This window comes from Lysobacter solisilvae (assembly GCF_016613535.2).
Classification (GTDB): domain Bacteria; phylum Pseudomonadota; class Gammaproteobacteria; order Xanthomonadales; family Xanthomonadaceae; genus Agrilutibacter; species Agrilutibacter solisilvae.
The window spans coordinates 183014-199848 of the sequence record NZ_CP071518.1; the positions used below are offsets into that span (position 1 = coordinate 183014).

Consider the following 16835-nt stretch of genomic DNA (forward strand, 5'->3'; position numbering starts at 1 on the left):
GTCGAGCCAGGGCGCGGCCGCCAGCGGCGGAATTACCGGCCTCGCGCACGCCCGTCGCGCGCCGGCGAGGTTGCGCGGCTTGCGGTGAACGCCGCGCCTGGCCGCGACTCACCCGGGGCCTCACCCGCGGGAAGCAGGCCTCGTTTCCCCTGCCGCTGCCCCCAACTCGCTGCCCTACCCCGCGATCGGCGCCGTCCGGCCATTGGCGTCCAGCGCGATCATCACGAAGCGGCCGCTCGTGCACAGGTGGCGCGTGCCGGCGTGCGGATCCTCCGTGTACAGCTCGACGTCGACCTGCATGGAACTGCGGCCCACCTCGCCGACGCGGGCCACCAGCTCCACCAGCTGCCCCTGCCGCACGGGGACGCGGAAATCCACCTGCTCCGACCGCGCGGTGACGACCGTGCGCCGGGCGAAGCGCGTGGCGGCGATGAAGGCCGCCTTGTCCATCCACGCCAGCGCCTGGCCACCGAACAGCGTGCCCAGGTGGTTGGCGTGGTCGGGAAACACGATCTCCCACAGGCGCGCTTCGCGCGGTGCGGCTGGCCCTGGGATCCGCCGCCGGCGCCGTCGCGTCGCCCGCGTGGCCGCGCTCCGGATCAGGTCTCGAGGACATCGCCCCAGAAGTCGGAGCTTCAGAAGCCGTCGCTTCGGTCGCTTCAGTAGCCGTCGCTTCAGCAGTCGTCGCTTCAGAAGGCATCGTCGAACCCCACCGCGCCGCTGATGCCCACCTGGTAGGCCGACACGCGCCGTTCGAAGAAGTTGGTCAGCTCCTGCACGTCCTGCAGGTCCATGAACGCGAATGGATTGCGCGCGCCGAATTCCGGCGCCAGCCCCAGCGCGGACAGGCGCAGGTCGGCGACGTATTCCAAGGTACTGGCGCATCTCCAGTGCCGACAGGCCGTTGACGCCACCGGACAGCACGTCGTCGGCGAAACCCGATTCGACCTCGATCGCTTCGCGCAGCATCGCGCGCACCTGCGCCTCCATGTCGGCGTCGAACAGGCCGGGCTCCTCGAGCCGGACGGTGTGGATCACCTCGAAGGCGAAGGCCATGTGCCCGGACTCGTCGCGGAACACCCAGTTGGTGCCGGCGGCCAGGCCGGGCAGCAGGCCGCGCGAACGCAGGAACCAGACGTAGGCGAAGGCCGCGAAGAAGAACAGGCCTTCGATGCAGCAGGCAAAGCAGATCAGGTTGAGCAGGAAGGCCCGGCGGTGTTCGCGCGTTTCCAGCCTGCGCAGCGACTGCACCGAGTCCATCCACTTGAAGCAGAACGCGGCCTTGGCGCGGATGGACGGAATGCTGTCGATCGCGGCGAAGGCCTCTGCGCGGCGCGCCGGATCCGGGATGTAGGCGTCCAGCAGGGTCAGGTAGAACTGCACGTGCAGCGCTTCCTCGTAGAGCTGCCGCGACAGGTACATGCGCGCCTCGGGCGCGTTGACGTGCTCGTAGAGGTTGATCACCAGGTTGTTGGCGACGATCGAGTCGCCGGTGGCGAAGAAGGCCACCAGGCGCTCGATCAGGTGGCGGTCGGCCGCGCTGAGCTTGTTGCGCAGGTCATTGAGGTCGATGCCGAAGTCGATCTCCTCCACGGTCCAGGTGTTGCGGATCGCGTCGCGGTACATCTCGTAGAACTGCGGGTAGCGCATCGGTCGCAGGGTGAGGGCGAAGCCCGGGTCGAGCAGTTGCTGGGTCGCGGCGGACAGGGCGGCGGACATGGAGGCTCCGGATCGGATGGGAAAAATCCTCCCCGCGACGGGCGCGGGACGGGCAGCGGGGGGGTGCCTTCCGGCAGCGCCCGCGCGGAGAGGAAAAGAGGAACGTGGAAGATGGATCGGATGCATCGACGGGCGTCCGGCTTCCATGCGGGGCCACATCCGGGTGGTGGCCGCGGCGTCGATGCATCCGGTGAAGCGCTACTGGCAGGCCTCGCAGGACTCCGGGTTCTCCAGCGAACAGGCCAGTGCCTGCTGGTCCGTGTACGCGGGCGTCGACACGGGCGCCGCGGTGACGGTGGCCTTGGCGATCCGCGTGGCCGGGCGCGAACGCAGGTAGTAGGTGGTCTTCAGGCCCGACTTCCACGCGTACATGTACATCGACGACAGGCGCCCGATGTTCGGGCTCTCCAGGAACAGGTTGAGCGACTGCGACTGGTCCAAGTACGGGCCGCGCGCGGCGGCCAGGTCGATCAGCGCCTTCTGCGGCAGCTCCCAGGCCGTGCGGTAGACGGCCTTGAGCGGGTCGGGAATGCCCGCCACGTTCTGGATCGAACCTTCCGCCAGCTTGATCGCGTCGCGCGTGGCTTCCGTCCACAGGCCCAGCTTCTTCAGTTCGTCCACCAGGTAGCGGTTGATCTGCAGGAAGTCGCCCGACAGCGTCTCGCGCTTGAACAGGTTGGACACCTGCGGCTCGATGCACTCGTAGCAGCCGGCGATCGAGGCGATGGTCGCCGTCGGCGCGATGGCGATCAGCAGGGAATTGCGCAGGCCGTGCTGGACGATGCGCGCCTTCAGCGCGTCCCAGGCGTCGGTCTGCGTGGGCGTGACGCCCCACAGGTCGAACTGCAGCGCGCCGGTGGCCGCGCGCGTTTCGCTCCAGGTCGGGTGCGCGCCGTGCATCTGTGCCAGCTCGCAGGACGCGTCCAGCGCATGCAGGTAGACATGCTCGGCGATGCGCGTGGACAGCTGCAGCGCCTGCTCCGAATCGAAGGGCAGGCGCAGCTTGAAGAACACATCCTGCAGGCCCATCACGCCCAGGCCGACCGGGCGCCAGCGCAGGTTGGAACGGCGCGCCGATTCGATCGGATAGAAGTTCAGGTCGATCACGCGGTCGAGCTGGCGCACGGCCACGCGCACGGTCTGGGCGAGCTTGTCGAAGTCGAAGGCCGCCGCGCCGTCCTCGAGCGTGGCCACGTGCTGGGCCAAGTTCACCGAGCCCAGGTTGCACACCGCGGTTTCCTCGGCGGAGGTGACTTCAAGGATCTCGGTGCACAGGTTGGACAGGTGCACGGTGCGGCCGGGGCCGACCTGGTTGCAGGTGCGGTTGGAGGCGTCCTTGAAGGTCATCCAGCCGTTGCCCGTTTCGCCCAGCACTTTCATCATCCGCGCGTACAGCTCGCGCGCCTTCACCGTGCGCATGGCCAGGCCCTGCTGCTCGGCCTGCACGTAGGCGCGCTCGAAGGCTTCGCCCCACAGGTCGGGCAGCGCGGGCACCGCGTAGGGATCGAACAGCGACCAGTCGCCGTCGGCTTCCACGCGCTGCATGAACAGGTCGGGGACCCAGTTGGCCAGGTTGAGGTTGTGCGTGCGCCGCGCCTCGTCGCCGGTGTTGTCGCGCAGCTCGAGGAACTCCTCGATGTCGGCGTGCCAGGTTTCCAGGTAGATGCAGGCCGCGCCCTTGCGCTTGCCGCCCTGGTTGACCGCCGCCACCGAGGCGTCGAGCGTCTTCAGCCACGGCACGATGCCGTTGCTGCGCCCGTTGGTGGAACGGATCAGCGAGCCGCGAGAACGGATGCGCGAATACGCCTCGCCGATGCCGCCGCTGAACTTGGACAGCTGGGCGACATCGCCGTAGCGGGCGTAGATGTCGGTCAGGCTGTCCTGGGGCGAGTCCAGCAGGAAGCACGAGGACAGCTGCTCGTGGCGCGTGCCCGAGTTGAACAGCGTCGGCGAGCTGGGGATGTAATCCAGGCTGGACATCAGCCGGTACAGCTCCAGCGCCTCGGCGGGGGACTGCGTGAGCGACACCGCGATGCGCATGAAGAACTGCTGCGGCGTCTCGATCACGCTGCGCCGCTGCGGGTGCTTGAGCAGGTAGCGGTCGTAGAGCGTGCGCAGGCCGAAGTACTCGAAGCGCTGGGTGCGGGCGGTGTCGATGGCGTCGTTGAACTTGCGCGCGTGGGTCTCGACGGTCTCGCGTACGCGGTCGTTGATCAGGCCCAGTTCGTGGCCGAGCACGATCGACTGCGAGAACGAGTGCACGCCCAGGCCGGCAACCTCCTTGTCGATGTAACCGGCGAGCAGGCGCGCGGCCAGGCGTGCGTACTGCGGTTCCTCGGCGGTGAAGGCGGCGGCGGTGCGGATGGACAGTTCGTCCAGTTCGCGCGTGGTGGCGCCGTCGAAGATGCCGGCGATGGTCTTGAGCGCCACGCGCATCGGATCGATGTCGTTGAGCCCGTCGCAGCAGCGCGTCACCGCGCGGACGATCTTGCCCACGTCGACCGGCTCGCGGCGGCCGTCGCGCTTGGTGACGGCCATCGTGGCCGCGGCGTGCGGCGGGGTGAGCGCGAAGCTGGCCTGGGTGGTGGCGGGATCGCCGTGGGGGTTCTGGCTGCCGTGGGCGGCACGGTTGGCAGCGGTGCCGTCGGGGCTGGCGCAGGCTTCGACGGTGGCGGGGTCGGCCAGGACGGCGTCGACGGTGGCGGATGTGTTCATGGCTTTCCTCTCCAAGGACTGGGAGAAGAAGCGAAAGCGGTCGCACGGCCTGCGATCGGGGGACCGTCGAGGCGTGCACACCGGCCCTCGCCCCCTCGGGCGAGCCGGCATCCACACGAAACACGACGGACGACGCAGATGGGGAGACCGCTGGCGTCCTGCCGGGCGATCGGGGCCGGGCCCCTCCCCTCCGGGCACGGCCCGGGCGGTCGACCGTCGCTCCCCGCGGAGACGCCTCGCCAATCGGACGCATCGCTGCGACCGGTCGTGGCAGGTTTTCGGGCTTCCGGTCGGGACGGCGGGGCGAGCCCGTCGTCGTTGCCTACTGCGCGTCGCTTCCCAGCCCGAAGGGGGCCAGTGCCGTTGACGCGGGTCGTTACCAGTTACCGCTGCGGGGCAGCTCCGGAATCGGCACCCCGCCTCGGGTGGCCTCACCGGATTCCCTTTAAGCCTTCCCGTGGCCGGGTCGGCACCATCGACGACCACAAGATAGTGGGGGCGTGGTGATTGGTCAACACAATATGCGGGTCCTTCCCCTCCTCCGCTTCTCGGGGGAGGGTTGGGGTGGGGGCCGACGGTCGCGTCGCTTCTGAAGCAGGAGCCGCTTGCCTCTGCCCCCTCCCCCGCTTCGCGGGGGAGAGTTGGGGTGGGGGCCGACGGTCGCGTCGCTTCTAGAAGCAGGAGCCGCTTGCTTCTGCCCCCTTCCCCGCTTCGCGGGGGAGGGTTGGGGTGGGGGCCGACGGTCGCGTCGCTTCTAGAAGCAGGAGCGACTTTCGCTTTGGGGTGATTGCGCGGCGATCTTCGCCCCCATCCCAACCTTCCCCCGCACAGCGGGGGAAGGGGCTGATCGTCGCGATCGGTTGATCCTGCCCCCTTCTCCGCTGCGCGAGGGAGGGTTTGGGTGGGGGCCGGCGGTCGCGTCGCTTCTGGAGCAGGAGCGGTCGCTTCTGCCCCCTCCCCCGCTGCGCGGGGGAGGGTTGGGGTGGGGGCGACGGTCGCGTCGCTTCTGGAGCGGGAGCGACTTTCGCTTTGGGGTGATGGCGCGGCGACCTTCGCCCCCATCCCAGCCTTCCCCCGCACAGCGGGGGAAGGGGCTGATCGTCGCGGTTGGGTGCTCCTGCCCCCTCCCCAGCTCCGCGGGGGAGGGTTGGGGTGGGGGCCGACGGTCGCGTCGCTTCTGGAGCAGGAGCGACTTTCGCATTTGGGGTGATGGCGCGGCGACCTTCGCCCCCATCCCAGCCTTCCCCCGCGGAGCGGGGGAAGGGGCAGATCCGGAGCGGGGGAAGGGGCAGACCCGGGGCGGGGGAAGGGGCCTCGCGGTCGGCATGCTTATGGGGCCACATGGCCGGCGCCCAGCAGTTGCGCGATCACCTGGCAGACGCCTTCGATGTTCTGGAGCACATCGTGATTCCACACCCGGAGCACCCGGTATCCGTGACGGCGGAGGTAGGCGTCGCGGGTCGGGTCGGTCGTGCTGACGGCGTGCTGGCTGCCGTCGACTTCAATGACCAGGCCGCGTTCCAGGCAGGCGAAGTCGGCGATGTAGGGGCCAATGGGGTGCTGGCGCCGGAACCGGCAGCCCTGTACCTGGCGGTGGCGCAGCACGCGCCAGAGGCGGCGCTCGGCGTCGGTCATAAGGCGCCGGAGGGCGCGGGCGTTCTGGGTCGTGCGGGACAGGCGCATCCGTGCGCTCGCAAGGTGGGCGGATCAGCGTGGTCTGCGGCGCTGCGACGGTCAGTCGGCGGACTTCCCGCGCAGGCGTACGCCGACTTCCATGCCGGGCGGGGATGGACGACGCGGGCAGGCGCGCTGCCGGGCGCTCTTTTCCGGGAGGTTTCAGACCGGGCTGGCGGCGTCTCGTTTCTGCTCGCGGACGACTCTTTTCCGGACGCGGGCGTCTCTTTTTTGCCCGCGAGTTACTCTTTTTTGGACGCGCGCGAGTCTTTTTCAGACGCTCGCGACTCTTTTTTGGACGCGCGCGACTCTTTTTCAGACGCCCGCGAGTCTTTTTTGGACGCTCGCGTCTCTTTTCCGGACGCGAGCGAGTCTTTTCGGGACGCGAGCGTCTCGTTTTTGGACGCGGGCGACTCTTTTTTGGACGCGCGCGAGTCTTTTTCGGTAACTCGCGAGTCTTTTTTGGACGGTTTCGGGGCTGGGTCTGCGGCGATCGTCGCCCCCACCTCAATCCTCCCCCGCAAGCGGGGAGGAAGCTGATCCGCGCGACCGTCCGCCCCCCCGAGCAGGCGCGCCCCCAAAGAAAAAGGCCACCCGGAGGCGGCCTTCCCCATTCCCGCTGGCGGCGTGCTTACTTCGCCAGGCGCGCGGCGATCGCGGCACCCAGGTCGCCGGGGGACTTCACCGTGGTGACGCCCGCCTTTTCCATGGCCTCGAACTTGCCCTCGGCCGTGCCCTTGCCGCCGGACGCGATCGCGCCGGCGTGGCCCATGCGCTTGCCCTTCGGGGCGCTGGCGCCGGCGATGAAGCCGACGACGGGCTTGGTCACGTACTGCGAGATGAACTCCGCGGCTTCCTCTTCGGCGCTGCCGCCGATCTCGCCGACCATGATGATGCCTTCGGTCTGCGGGTCGTCCTGGAACCACTTCAGCGCGTCGATGAAGTTGGTGCCGTTGATGGGATCGCCGCCGATGCCGATGCAGGTCGACTGGCCCAGGCCCACGTCGGTGGTCTGCTTGACCGCTTCATAGGTCAGCGTGCCGGAGCGGGAGACGATGCCGATCTTGCCGGGCATGTGGATGTGGCCGGGCATGATGCCGATCTTGCACTCGCCGGGCGTGATCACGCCGGGGCAGTTCGGACCGACCAGCACGACGTCGTCGTAGCCATTGAGCGTGTTCTTGACGCGCAGCATGTCCAGCACCGGGATGCCCTCGGTGATGCACACGATGACCTTGATGCCGGCGTCGGCCGCTTCCAGGATCGCGTCAGCCGCGAACGGCGGCGGCACGTAGATGACCGAGGCGTCGGCGCCGGTCTCGTTGACCGCTTCGGCGACGGTGTTGAACACGGGCAGGCCCAGGTGCTGGGTGCCGCCCTTGCCGGGCGTGACGCCACCGACGACCTGGGTGCCGTACTCGAGCATCTGCTGTGCGTGGAAGGTGCCCTGCGAGCCGGTGAAGCCCTGGACGATGACCTTGGTGTTCTTGTTGATCAGGACGGACATGTGCTGTTCCTTACTTGCCGGACGCGGCCGCGACGGCCTTCTTGGCGCCGTCGTTGATGTCGTCGGCGGCGATGATCGCCAGGCCGGAGTTCTTCAGCATTTCCTTGCCGGCTTCCACGTTGGTGCCTTCCAGGCGCACGATCACCGGCACCTTGACGTCCACTTCCTTGACCGCGGCGATGATGCCCTCGGCGATCATGTCGCAGCGGACGATGCCGCCGAAGATGTTGACGAAGATGGCCTTCACGTCCGGGTCGCGCAGGATCAGCTTGAAGGCTTCGGTGACGCGCTCCTTGGTGGCGCCGCCGCCGACGTCGAGGAAGTTCGCCGGCTCGCCGCCGTTGAGCTTGATCACGTCCATGGTCGCCATCGCCAGGCCGGCGCCGTTGACCATGCAGCCGATGTTGCCGTCCATCGTGACGTAGTTGAGGTCGTGCTGGCTGGCCAGCACCTCGGTCTCGTCTTCCTGGCGGATGTCGCGCATCGCGGCCAGTTCGGGATGGCGGAAGGTGGCGTTGTCGTCGGAGTTGATCTTGCCGTCGAGCACGGCCAGGTTGCCGTCGGTGAGGATGGCCAGCGGATTGAGTTCCACCAGGGCCAGGTCCTTCTCGTTGAACAGCTTGGCCAGGCCCAGCATGATCTTGGTCAGCTGGCCCACCTGCTTGGCGTTCAGGCCCAGGGCGAAGCCCATGTCGCGGCACTGGTAGGGCTGCAGGCCCTGCACGTAGTTCACGTGCAGCGTCTTGATCGCGTCGGGGTTTTCCTCGGCGGTCTTCTCGATCTCCACGCCGCCTTCGGCCGAGGCGATGAAGGTGATCGCCTTGCTCGAGCGGTCCACCAGCACCGACAGGTAGAGCTCCTGGGCGATGTCGGTGGCCTGGGTCACCAGCACGCTGTCCACCGGCAGGGCGACGCCCGCCGACTGGTAGGTTTCCATCTTCGTGCCGAGCATGCCCTTGGCGTAGGCGCGCACGTCGTCGAAGGTCTTGGCCAGCTTGACGCCACCGGCCTTGCCGCGGCCGCCCGCGTGGATCTGGGCCTTGACCACCCAGAAGTCGCCGCCGATGGCCTTGGCTGCGTCGACGGCTTCTTCCGGCGTGCGCGCGACGCGCCCGGCCGGGACCGCAATGCCGTAATCGGCAAAGAGCTGCTTTGCCTGGTATTCGTGGAAATTCATGCGTCACCGAGGGGAAGGTAGAGAATCCCGCACGGAGCACGGCCTGACGGCCGCTGCGCGGGGGGCGGCATTGTCGCCGATCGGGGCGGCAGGGGCAAAAAGCCCCGACGGCGCCCTCGGCGAGGGGCTGCGGAGCGGGCCCGGCCGCGCGCAGCGCGCCTGGCGGCCAGGTCGGGGCGGCATTCCGGACAGAATCCCCGCCCCTATACTCGCCGCATCGCACCGCAGGACGCTTGCGCTTGCCCCTCGCCGCCGCCGCCAGTTCCGAAGCCGACAGCGCCCTGCGCCGCGAGCTGCACTTCATCGCCCTGTACCGGCTGCTCGAAGCGGCGCTGCTGACATTCCTGCTGTTCGGTCCGGTCCAGGACTACGTGCCGCCGCCGCGCTTCGAGCTGCTGGGCCGCGCGGTCGCCATCGCCTACCTGTTCATCGCGTGCGTGCTGTTCGCCCTGCGCCGCCGCGGCGACCTGCGCACCCAGGCGCTGGTCGGCGTGGCCTGCGACCTGTTCTTCGGCGCGCTGGCCGTGCATGCCCTGCCGGGCTCGGGGACGGGCATCGCGCTGATGCTGATGTTCAACGTCGGCGCCGCCTCGCTGCTGCTGCCGATGCGGATAGGCCTGTCGGTGGCCGCCATCGCCGCGCTGGTGCTGGTGGGCGAGTACGCCTGGAGTTCGCTGATCGATCCGCAGACGCCGGCGGGCGTCGGCGAGCCGCTGATGCTGGCCGTGGGTTACCTCGCCATCGCCACCCTTACCAACATCCTGGGTCGGCACATGCGCGAGAGCTTCGCGCAGGCCGAGCGCAGCGGCGCGGACGCCGCGTCGCTGTCGGAGGTGAACGAGCTGATCATCCGCCGGCTGCGCACCGGCGTGCTGCTGCTCGACGGCCGCAACCACCTGCGCCTGGCCAATGAAGCGGCGATGCTGCTGCTGAGCGACTTCGGCCAGCATCCCGGGGAGGGGCGCGACCTCAGCCTGGCCTCGCCGCCGCTGTTCAGGCGATTGACGGCGTGGCGCGAGACCGGCGCCAGCGACGACACGCCGCTGCAGCTGGCGCCCGACCTGCCGCACGTGGTGCCGCGCTTTACCCGCCTGCGCGCGGGCAGCGAGCAGGTGCTGATCTTCCTCGACGACACCAGCATCGTCTCCCGCCAGGCCGAATCGATGACCCTCGCCACGCTGGGCCGCTTCTCGGCCAGCCTCGCCCACGAGATCCGCAATCCGCTGGCCGCCATCAACTACGCGGTGCAGCTGCTGGAGGAGTCCCAGGACCTGTCCACGGCCGACCTGCGGCTGCTGGAAATCGTGCGACAGCAGGGGCAGCGCATGAACGGCATCGTCGAGAACGTATTGGGGCTGGCCCGCCGCGAGTCGGCCAAGCCCGAGCACGTGGACCTGGTCGCCTTCGTGCGGCGCTTCGTCGAGGACTACGCCGCCAGCCACCCGCTGGAACACGACACCGTGCGCGCCACCGGGTCCGCGCAGTCGCTCAACACCATGGTGGACCCGCGCCAGCTGCACCAGGTGCTCACCGCGCTGGTCTACAACGGCCTGACCTACGGGCGCCTGCCCGGCCAGGCGGCGCGGGTCACGGTGCACGTGCAGGCCGACAGTTCGGGAGCACCGGTCATCGACGTACGCGACCGTGGCCCGGGCGTCCCGGAAGGCGTGGTGGCCCAGCTGTTCCGGCCGTTCTTCACCACCTCGGGCCACGGCACCGGGCTGGGCCTGTACATCGCGCGCGAACTCTGCCGGGCCAACCAGGCCAGCCTGGAATACGTGGCGATGCCCGGCGGTGGCGCGTGCTTCCGCATCCAGATGGCGGCCCCCAGCCCGCTGCTGTCGCGCTGAGCGTGGCCGCGCTGACCGGGGCGGCGCATGCCGCGGGACCGCGTGTCCGCGCCGTGCGTCACGGTGCGGCGGATCCGCTCGAGCGGCGCGCGCCCGCACCGCAACCCTTAATGCCGGCGGGGGCCGCTTCGCTTGGCCCGGGCCACGCGCTTCCGCTATCGTGTCGGTCGGGTGTCCGAGGGAGGACTGGATGAGCGACACACGCAGCGCATTGGTGATCGACGACGAGCGCGACATCCGCGAGCTGCTCGTGATGACGCTTGGGCGCATGGGCCTGCGGTGCGATACCGCCGCCACCCTGGCCGATGCGCGCGCGCAACTGGCCGCGCACACCTACGATCTGTGCCTGACCGACATGCGCCTGCCCGACGGCTCGGGCATGGAGCTGGTCGCCGAGATCGCCCAGAAGCATCCCAACACGCCGGTGGCGATGATCACCGCCTTCGGCAACGTCGAGGCCGCGGTGGAAGCGCTCAAGGCCGGCGCCTTCGATTTCGTCGCCAAGCCGGTCGACCTGTCCGTCCTGCGCGACCTGGTCCGCCACGCGCTGGACCTGCGCGAGAAGCGCCGCACGCCGGTCGACCCGGTCGCCGCGCGCTTCTATGGCGACTCGCCGGCGATCGCCGCCCTGCGCCAGACCATCGCCAAGGTCGCCCGCAGCCAGGCCCCGGTCTATATCGCCGGTGAATCGGGCGTGGGCAAGGAACTGGTCGCCCGCACGATCCACGAACAGGGCCCCCGCGCGAACGGGCCGTTCGTGCCGGTCAACTGCGGCGCGATCCCGGCCGAACTGATGGAAAGCGAGTTCTTCGGGCACAAGAAGGGCAGCTTCACCGGCGCCCACGCCGACAAGCCCGGCCTGTTCCAGGGCCGCCGATGGCGGCACCCTGTTCCTGGACGAGGTGGCCGAGCTGCCGCTGCCGATGCAGGTCAAGCTGCTGCGCGCGATCCAGGAAAAGTCGATCCGTCCGGTGGGCGCCAACGCCGAACTCAATGTCGACGTGCGCATCCTCTCGGCCACGCACAAGAACCTGGCGCCGATGGTCGACGACGGCCGCTTCCGCCACGACCTGTACTACCGCATCAACGTCATCGAACTGCGGGTGCCGCCGCTGCGCGAGCGCCTGGAAGACCTGCCGGGCCTGGCCCAGCGGGTGCTGACGCGGCTGTCGACGGCGCAGGGCCGGCCGGTGCCGGTCCTGTCCGATGAAGCCCTCGCGGCGCTGCGCGCGCGCACCCCTTCCCGGGCAACGTCCGGGAACTGGAGAACGTACTGGAACGCGCGATGGCGCTGGCCGAGGGCGAACGCATCGAGGCCGAGGACCTGCGCCTGCCCGTAGCGGGCGGCACCAGTGCCGTCTCCCCGGGTGGCTCGCCGCACGTGGCTGCCCCACCGCCGCTGCCGCCGACGCCGGCCATGCCCGCCGACCCGCGCGCCCTCAATCCCCGCGACACCGCCGCCAGCCGCCTGCCGGAATACATCGAGGCGATGGAACGGCAGGCGATCGAGCAGGCCCTGCAGGAAAACCGTTTCAACAAGACCCGCACGGCCGCCGCGCTGGGCATCACCTTCCGCGCCCTGCGCTACAAGCTGAAGAAGCTCGGGATCGACTGAGCGCGCACCGGGCCGGGCGATCGCGCGCGGCCCGGCATCGGTTCGACCGGCGCGCGAGTCCGGTTCCCACCTGCATGTCGGCTCCGGCTGCTCGCTGGTTACCGCGGCCCGATGTCTGACGGCCTTGCGCCGACCCGCGACCCGATCCGGGTGTCCTGCCGCCGGCCTGTTCCCCGCTGCGCGGGATCGGCACAATCCCGCACCTCCCACGTCCCGGACCGGTCCACGCCATGACCCGCTGGAAAGCCTCGGCCATCCACCTGTCCCTGAGCGCCCTGGTGCTGGGCCTGATCGCCGCCTTCGTGATCTGGCGCTGGTATCCGCCGGGCCTGATGAGCATGGCCCGCGCCGGCACCTTGTTGTTGCTGCTCGGCGGGATCGACCTCGTCCTCGGCCCTCTGCTCACCCTGCTTGTCTACAAGCAGGGCAAGAAGAGCCTGAAGTTCGACCTGACGGTGATCGCGTTGCTGCAGGTGGCCGCGCTGGTCTTCGGGCTGCACACGGCCTGGCAGTCCCGGCCGGTCTTCCTGGTGGGGTCGGACACGCGCTTCACCCTCGTGTACGCCCATGAGGTGGTGCCCGCCGAACTCGCCCAGGCGCACGCGCCCTACAACCGGCTGCCGGCGATGGGTCCGCGCCTGGTGGGCATGCGGGTGCCGGATGCGACGGTCGAACTGGTCCAGCTGGCCGAACTGACCGACTTCCATCGCAACCCGGGCAAGTTCCATCCCTATGAAAGCGTGGCGGCCCGGATCGCGGCCAATGCCCAGCCCGTGGCAGCCGTCGCGGCCAGGCTGGCACCGCACGACCGCGAGCGCCTCACCCGTGCGGCCCAGGCCACCGGTCGTCCACTGGAGCAGATCGGCGTCCTGCCGGTGCTGTCGGCCCGGGGGCAGGCTTTGATGCTGGTCGCGCGGAGCGACGGCACGGTGCTTGGACCCGTCGCGATCACCGTTTCCCGCTGATTCTGGCGGGGGACCATCGCCAAAGATGACGCGTTGCGTCAGGGTCATCGGAAAACCTGACGCTAAGCGTCACCCCGCTCGCCAGCCCCGCGTGAAACGCCGTGACCGACTTGTCATTTTGACCCCCTGAACGGCAGCTGGCCGGTATTGGCACGGCGTCTGCGTATATTCTCGTGCACGTGCAGCACTGCACGGCTGCCCAAAGGACCGGAAGGCCGGCCCATGCGGCACGTGAATTATCAAAAATCACTCCTAGGGGATTTACCATGAAGAAGCAGCAGGGCTTTACCCTCATCGAACTGATGATCGTCGTGGCCATCATCGCCATCCTCGCCGCCATCGCGCTGCCGGCGTACCGCGACTACACCGCCAAGGCCGACATCACCAACGCCATCGGCGGCGGTGCCGGCGAGAAGATCAAGGTCGGCGAGAACCATGGCAGCGGCCAGCCGCTGTGCACCCTGGTCGCGATCCCGTGCGCTGCTGCGACCGGCGTCCTGACGGCCACCTCGTCCAGCGGCCGTTCCTCGGTCACCCTGACCCCGACCCTGCCGGTCGGCGTCGGCCGCATCACCTGGGCTTGCGCCGTGGTCACCTCGATCGACGGCCGCTTCAACGGCCAGGCCTGCGACGCGCTGCAGTAATACTGCGCAACGCGAGTGGTCCCGAAACCCCGGCCTAGGCCGGGGTTTCTTTTTGCGTGATCCCCGGCCTGGGCCGGGGTTGCTTTTTGCGTGATCCCCGGCCTAGGCCGGGGTTTCTTTTTTCAGATCATCGGCAAGACCGAGGCCGCAGAGCGTGTCATGCCGACTTCGTTGCCCGGGCCGGATTGCTTCTGCCGAGCGCCGCCCCAGACGGGTGCGTGCTGCAGAGCTGCCCGTCCCTGCAGGGCTCTCGATTTGCCGATTCCAAAGCCCGGCTTCGCTCTTGCCGATGCTCCGACAGGGCGGGCCTACGCCCAGCAGATCACGGTCCAGCCGCCCGGGCGTCCTGCACGCCAAGATGCTTGGCCATGCCCGGCGGCCCCACGCACCCCTCGCCCATCAGCTCCGGGTGCCCTCTTTTGTTGCCGCACTGCCCTGATTTGTCGCCCGCCGGGGCTTGTTCTGCCCCGACACCTGCGGGCGACTGATTTGCGCGGCCCTCAAGGGCCTTTTCCCCGCGCGTGCGGCCGGTCGCGGTCCGGCCCCGCGGCACTTCTCCCCGCCCCCTGAGACAGCCTGCAAACCCCGTCACAGAAGCGGCAGTTGGCACGCTCCGTGCTTACGTACTAGTGCCCATGCACCACTGGACGGGCAATCGGGAGTTTCCCGCGTCCACGACATGAACGTCCGAATATCCCAGGGGAAATCGAACATGAAACAGCGTGGCTTCACCCTCATCGAACTGATGATCGTCGTGGCGATCATCGCCATCCTCGCCGCGATCGCGCTGCCCGCCTACCGCGACTACACCGCCAAGGCCGACATCAGCAACGCCCTGGGCGGCGGAGCCGGCGAAAAGATCAAGGTCGGCGAGAACCACAACGCCGGCCGGGCCCTGTGCACCCTGGTGGCCATTCCCTGCGCCGCCGCGACTGGCGTGCTGACCGCCACCTCGACCAGCGGCCGCTCGACCGTCACCCTGACGCCGGTCCTGCCGGCGGCCGTCGGCCGCATCACCTGGTCCTGCTCGGTGGTGACCTCGATCGACAGCCGCTTCGACGGACAGGCCTGCAACGCGTTGCAGTAGTCCCGCGCAAACGCGATGGTTCAGAAACCCCGGCCTCGCCGGGGTTTCTTTTGCGTACTCGTCCGCAGTCCTGACACTGGCGTGACCGCATCCCACTCGACTTGCCGTGGGATTGGGGTAAAGTCGGGCTTCAGCCGGGGAGGGCTGTTGGGCAAGACATGAGCGCAAATCCCGCCAACTTGATGGGCATTACCGGGATCACCCGGCGCCTGGTGCTCGACGGCGCGCTGGACGAGCATCCGGCGCGCGAAGCCATGGCTGCCGCGTCGACCGAGCGCAAGCCGATCGCCAATTACCTGGTCGAGAAGAAACTGGTCACGCCGGCCCAGATGGCCGCGGCCAATTCCTTCGAGTTCGGCGTCCCGCTGTTCGACGCCAGCGTCCTCGATCCCAACCAGAGCGCGATCAAGCTGGTCAGCGAGGAGCTGGTCCGCAAGCACAATGTGTTGCCGATGTTCAAGCGCGGCAACCGCCTCTTCGTCGGCCTTGCCGACCCGACCAACACCCAGGCTCTGGACGAGATCAAGTTCCAGAGCAACATGGTGGTCGAGGCGATCCTCGTCGACGAGGACAAGATCCACCGGATGATCGAGCAGTGGCTGGCCACTGCCGACAACCTCGCCGACGTCGGCGACGAGGAAGGCATCGAGAACCTCACCGCCTCCGGCGGCGACGATGACCTTGCCGGCGACAGCGGCGTGGACGCCAAGGGCGACGACACGCCGGTCGTGAAGTTCGTCAACAAGGTGCTGGTCGACGCCATCCGTCGCGGCGCCTCGGACATCCACTTCGAACCCTACGAAACCGACTACCGGGTGCGCCTGCGCATCGACGGCATCCTCAAGCAGGTCGCCAAGGTGCCGGTGAAGCTGCAGGCCCGCATCGCCGCGCGCCTGAAGGTGATGGCCCAGCTGGACATCGCCGAGAAGCGCGTCCCGCAGGACGGCCGCATCAAGCTCAACCTGTCCAAGACCAAGCAGGTCGACTTCCGCGTCAGCACCCTGCCCACGCTGTTCGGCGAGAAGGTCGTGCTGCGTATCCTCGACGGCGGCGCGGCCAAGCTTGGCATCGAGAAGCTGGGCTACGAGGCCGACCAGCAGAAGCTGTTCGTCGACTCGGTGGTCAAGCCCTACGGCATGGTGCTGGTCACCGGTCCCACGGGCTCAGGCAAGACCGTCTCGCTCTACACCGCGCTCAACATCCTCAACAACGAGGAGCGCAACATCTCCACGGTCGAGGACCCGGTCGAAATCCGCGTGCCGGGCATCAACCAGGTGCAGATGAACGTCAAGCGCGGCATGACTTTCGCCGCCGCGCTGCGCAGCTTCCTGCGACAGGATCCGGACGTGATCATGGTCGGCGAGATCCGCGACCTGGAAACGGCGGAGATCGCCATCAAGGCCGCGCAGACCGGCCACATGGTGCTGTCCACCCTGCACACCAACGACGCGCCGCAGACCATCGCGCGCCTGATGAACATGGGCGTGGCCCCGTTCAACATCACCTCGTCGGTGACCGTGGTCATCGCCCAGCGCCTGGCGCGCCGCCTGCACGACTGCAAGCGCGAGGTGAAGCTGCCCGAACACGCGCTGCTGGCCGAGGGCTTCAGCCACGAGGAAGTCGCCGCGGGCCTGAAGATCTATGAGGCCGTGGGCTGCCCGGACTGCACCGAAGGCTACAAGGGCCGTACCGGCATCTACCAGGTCATGCCGATGACCGAGACCATCCAGGCCATCGTGCTGGAAGGCGGCAACGCCATGAAGATCGCCGAGGCGGCCGCACAGTCCGGCATCCGCGACCTGCGCCAGTCGGCGCTGATGAAAGTCCGCAACGGCGTCACCAGCCTCGCTGAAATCAACCGCGTCACCAAGGACTAACCGTC

10 protein-coding genes, 2 pseudogenes and 1 riboswitch are annotated in these 16835 nt (G+C 68.6%); of the genes and pseudogenes, 6 read left to right on the plus strand and 6 right to left on the minus strand.

Features of this window, described 5'->3' with window-relative positions; all coding sequences use genetic code 11:
• Window positions 1–174: 174 nt before the first annotated feature.
• The 6 genes and pseudogenes from I8J32_RS00850 to sucC all read right to left on the minus strand — a co-directional run bounded on the left by I8J32_RS00850 (window position 175) and on the right by sucC (window position 8792).
• Window positions 175–555 (minus strand): acyl-CoA thioesterase, encoded by a 381-nt coding sequence (locus I8J32_RS00850; RefSeq protein ID WP_245156461.1) that lies wholly within the window; start codon window positions 553–555, stop codon window positions 175–177.
• Window positions 556–689: 134 nt separating this feature from the next.
• Window positions 690–1719 (minus strand): annotated as a pseudogene (locus I8J32_RS00855) (ribonucleotide-diphosphate reductase subunit beta).
• A gap of 198 nt (window positions 1720–1917) precedes the next feature.
• Window positions 1918–4434: a ribonucleoside-diphosphate reductase subunit alpha gene (locus I8J32_RS00860; protein ID WP_245156378.1), complete on the minus strand. Its 2517-nt coding sequence runs from the start codon at window positions 4432–4434 to the stop codon at window positions 1918–1920.
• A 252-nt stretch (window positions 4435–4686) separates the two neighbouring features.
• Window positions 4687–4926, minus strand: a riboswitch (cobalamin riboswitch).
• A gap of 837 nt (window positions 4927–5763) precedes the next feature.
• Window positions 5764–6117 (minus strand): endonuclease domain-containing protein, encoded by a 354-nt coding sequence (locus I8J32_RS00865; protein WP_200614200.1) that lies wholly within the window; start codon window positions 6115–6117, stop codon window positions 5764–5766.
• A 622-nt stretch (window positions 6118–6739) separates the two neighbouring features.
• The gene (gene sucD, locus I8J32_RS00870; RefSeq protein WP_200614202.1) at window positions 6740–7615 is read right to left on the minus strand and encodes a succinate--CoA ligase subunit alpha; all 876 of its coding nucleotides are present in this window, start codon (window positions 7613–7615) and stop codon (window positions 6740–6742) included.
• Window positions 7616–7625: 10 nt separating this feature from the next.
• On the minus strand, window positions 7626–8792 hold the full coding sequence (sucC, locus tag I8J32_RS00875) for an ADP-forming succinate--CoA ligase subunit beta (protein WP_200614204.1): 1167 nt from the start codon (window positions 8790–8792) through the stop codon (window positions 7626–7628).
• Between the two features lie 239 nt (window positions 8793–9031).
• On the opposite strand from sucC, the gene I8J32_RS00880 reads away from it, so the two are divergent.
• The 6 genes and pseudogenes from I8J32_RS00880 (at window position 9032) to pilB (ending at window position 16830) form a co-directional block, all read left to right on the plus strand.
• On the plus strand, window positions 9032–10642 hold the full coding sequence (locus tag I8J32_RS00880) for a sensor histidine kinase (protein WP_200614206.1): 1611 nt from the start codon (window positions 9032–9034) through the stop codon (window positions 10640–10642).
• A gap of 190 nt (window positions 10643–10832) precedes the next feature.
• Window positions 10833–12257 (plus strand): annotated as a pseudogene (locus tag I8J32_RS00885) (sigma-54-dependent transcriptional regulator).
• A gap of 230 nt (window positions 12258–12487) precedes the next feature.
• Window positions 12488–13222: a hypothetical protein gene (locus tag I8J32_RS00890; RefSeq protein ID WP_200614210.1), complete on the plus strand. Its 735-nt coding sequence runs from the start codon at window positions 12488–12490 to the stop codon at window positions 13220–13222.
• 266 nt (window positions 13223–13488) lie between these two features.
• Complete coding sequence (locus I8J32_RS00895) at window positions 13489–13866, plus strand: prepilin-type N-terminal cleavage/methylation domain-containing protein (protein ID WP_200614212.1); 378 nt, start codon at window positions 13489–13491, stop codon at window positions 13864–13866.
• A 712-nt stretch (window positions 13867–14578) separates the two neighbouring features.
• Entirely contained in the window at window positions 14579–14953 is a 375-nt protein-coding gene (locus I8J32_RS00900) for a pilin (protein WP_200614214.1), read from the plus strand.
• Between the two features lie 158 nt (window positions 14954–15111).
• The gene (pilB, locus tag I8J32_RS00905; protein WP_455423541.1) at window positions 15112–16830 is read left to right on the plus strand and encodes a type IV-A pilus assembly ATPase PilB; all 1719 of its coding nucleotides are present in this window, start codon (window positions 15112–15114) and stop codon (window positions 16828–16830) included.
• Window positions 16831–16835 lie beyond the last annotated feature (5 nt).

Bases quoted from the DNA above. Each gene is read 5' to 3' on its own strand.
- pilB (WP_455423541.1), top strand. From the start codon at position 15,112: ATGAGCGCAAATCCCGCCAACTTGATGGGCATTACCGGGATCACCCGG.
- sucC (WP_200614204.1), bottom strand. From the start codon at position 8,792: ATGAATTTCCACGAATACCAGGCAAAGCAGCTCTTTGCCGATTACGGC.
- I8J32_RS00860 (WP_245156378.1), bottom strand. From the start codon at position 4,434: ATGAACACATCCGCCACCGTCGACGCCGTCCTGGCCGACCCCGCCACC.
- I8J32_RS00895 (WP_200614212.1), top strand. From the start codon at position 13,489: ATGAAGAAGCAGCAGGGCTTTACCCTCATCGAACTGATGATCGTCGTG.
- I8J32_RS00900 (WP_200614214.1), top strand. From the start codon at position 14,579: ATGAAACAGCGTGGCTTCACCCTCATCGAACTGATGATCGTCGTGGCG.
- I8J32_RS00865 (WP_200614200.1), bottom strand. From the start codon at position 6,117: ATGCGCCTGTCCCGCACGACCCAGAACGCCCGCGCCCTCCGGCGCCTT.
- sucD (WP_200614202.1), bottom strand. From the start codon at position 7,615: ATGTCCGTCCTGATCAACAAGAACACCAAGGTCATCGTCCAGGGCTTC.
- I8J32_RS00890 (WP_200614210.1), top strand. From the start codon at position 12,488: ATGACCCGCTGGAAAGCCTCGGCCATCCACCTGTCCCTGAGCGCCCTG.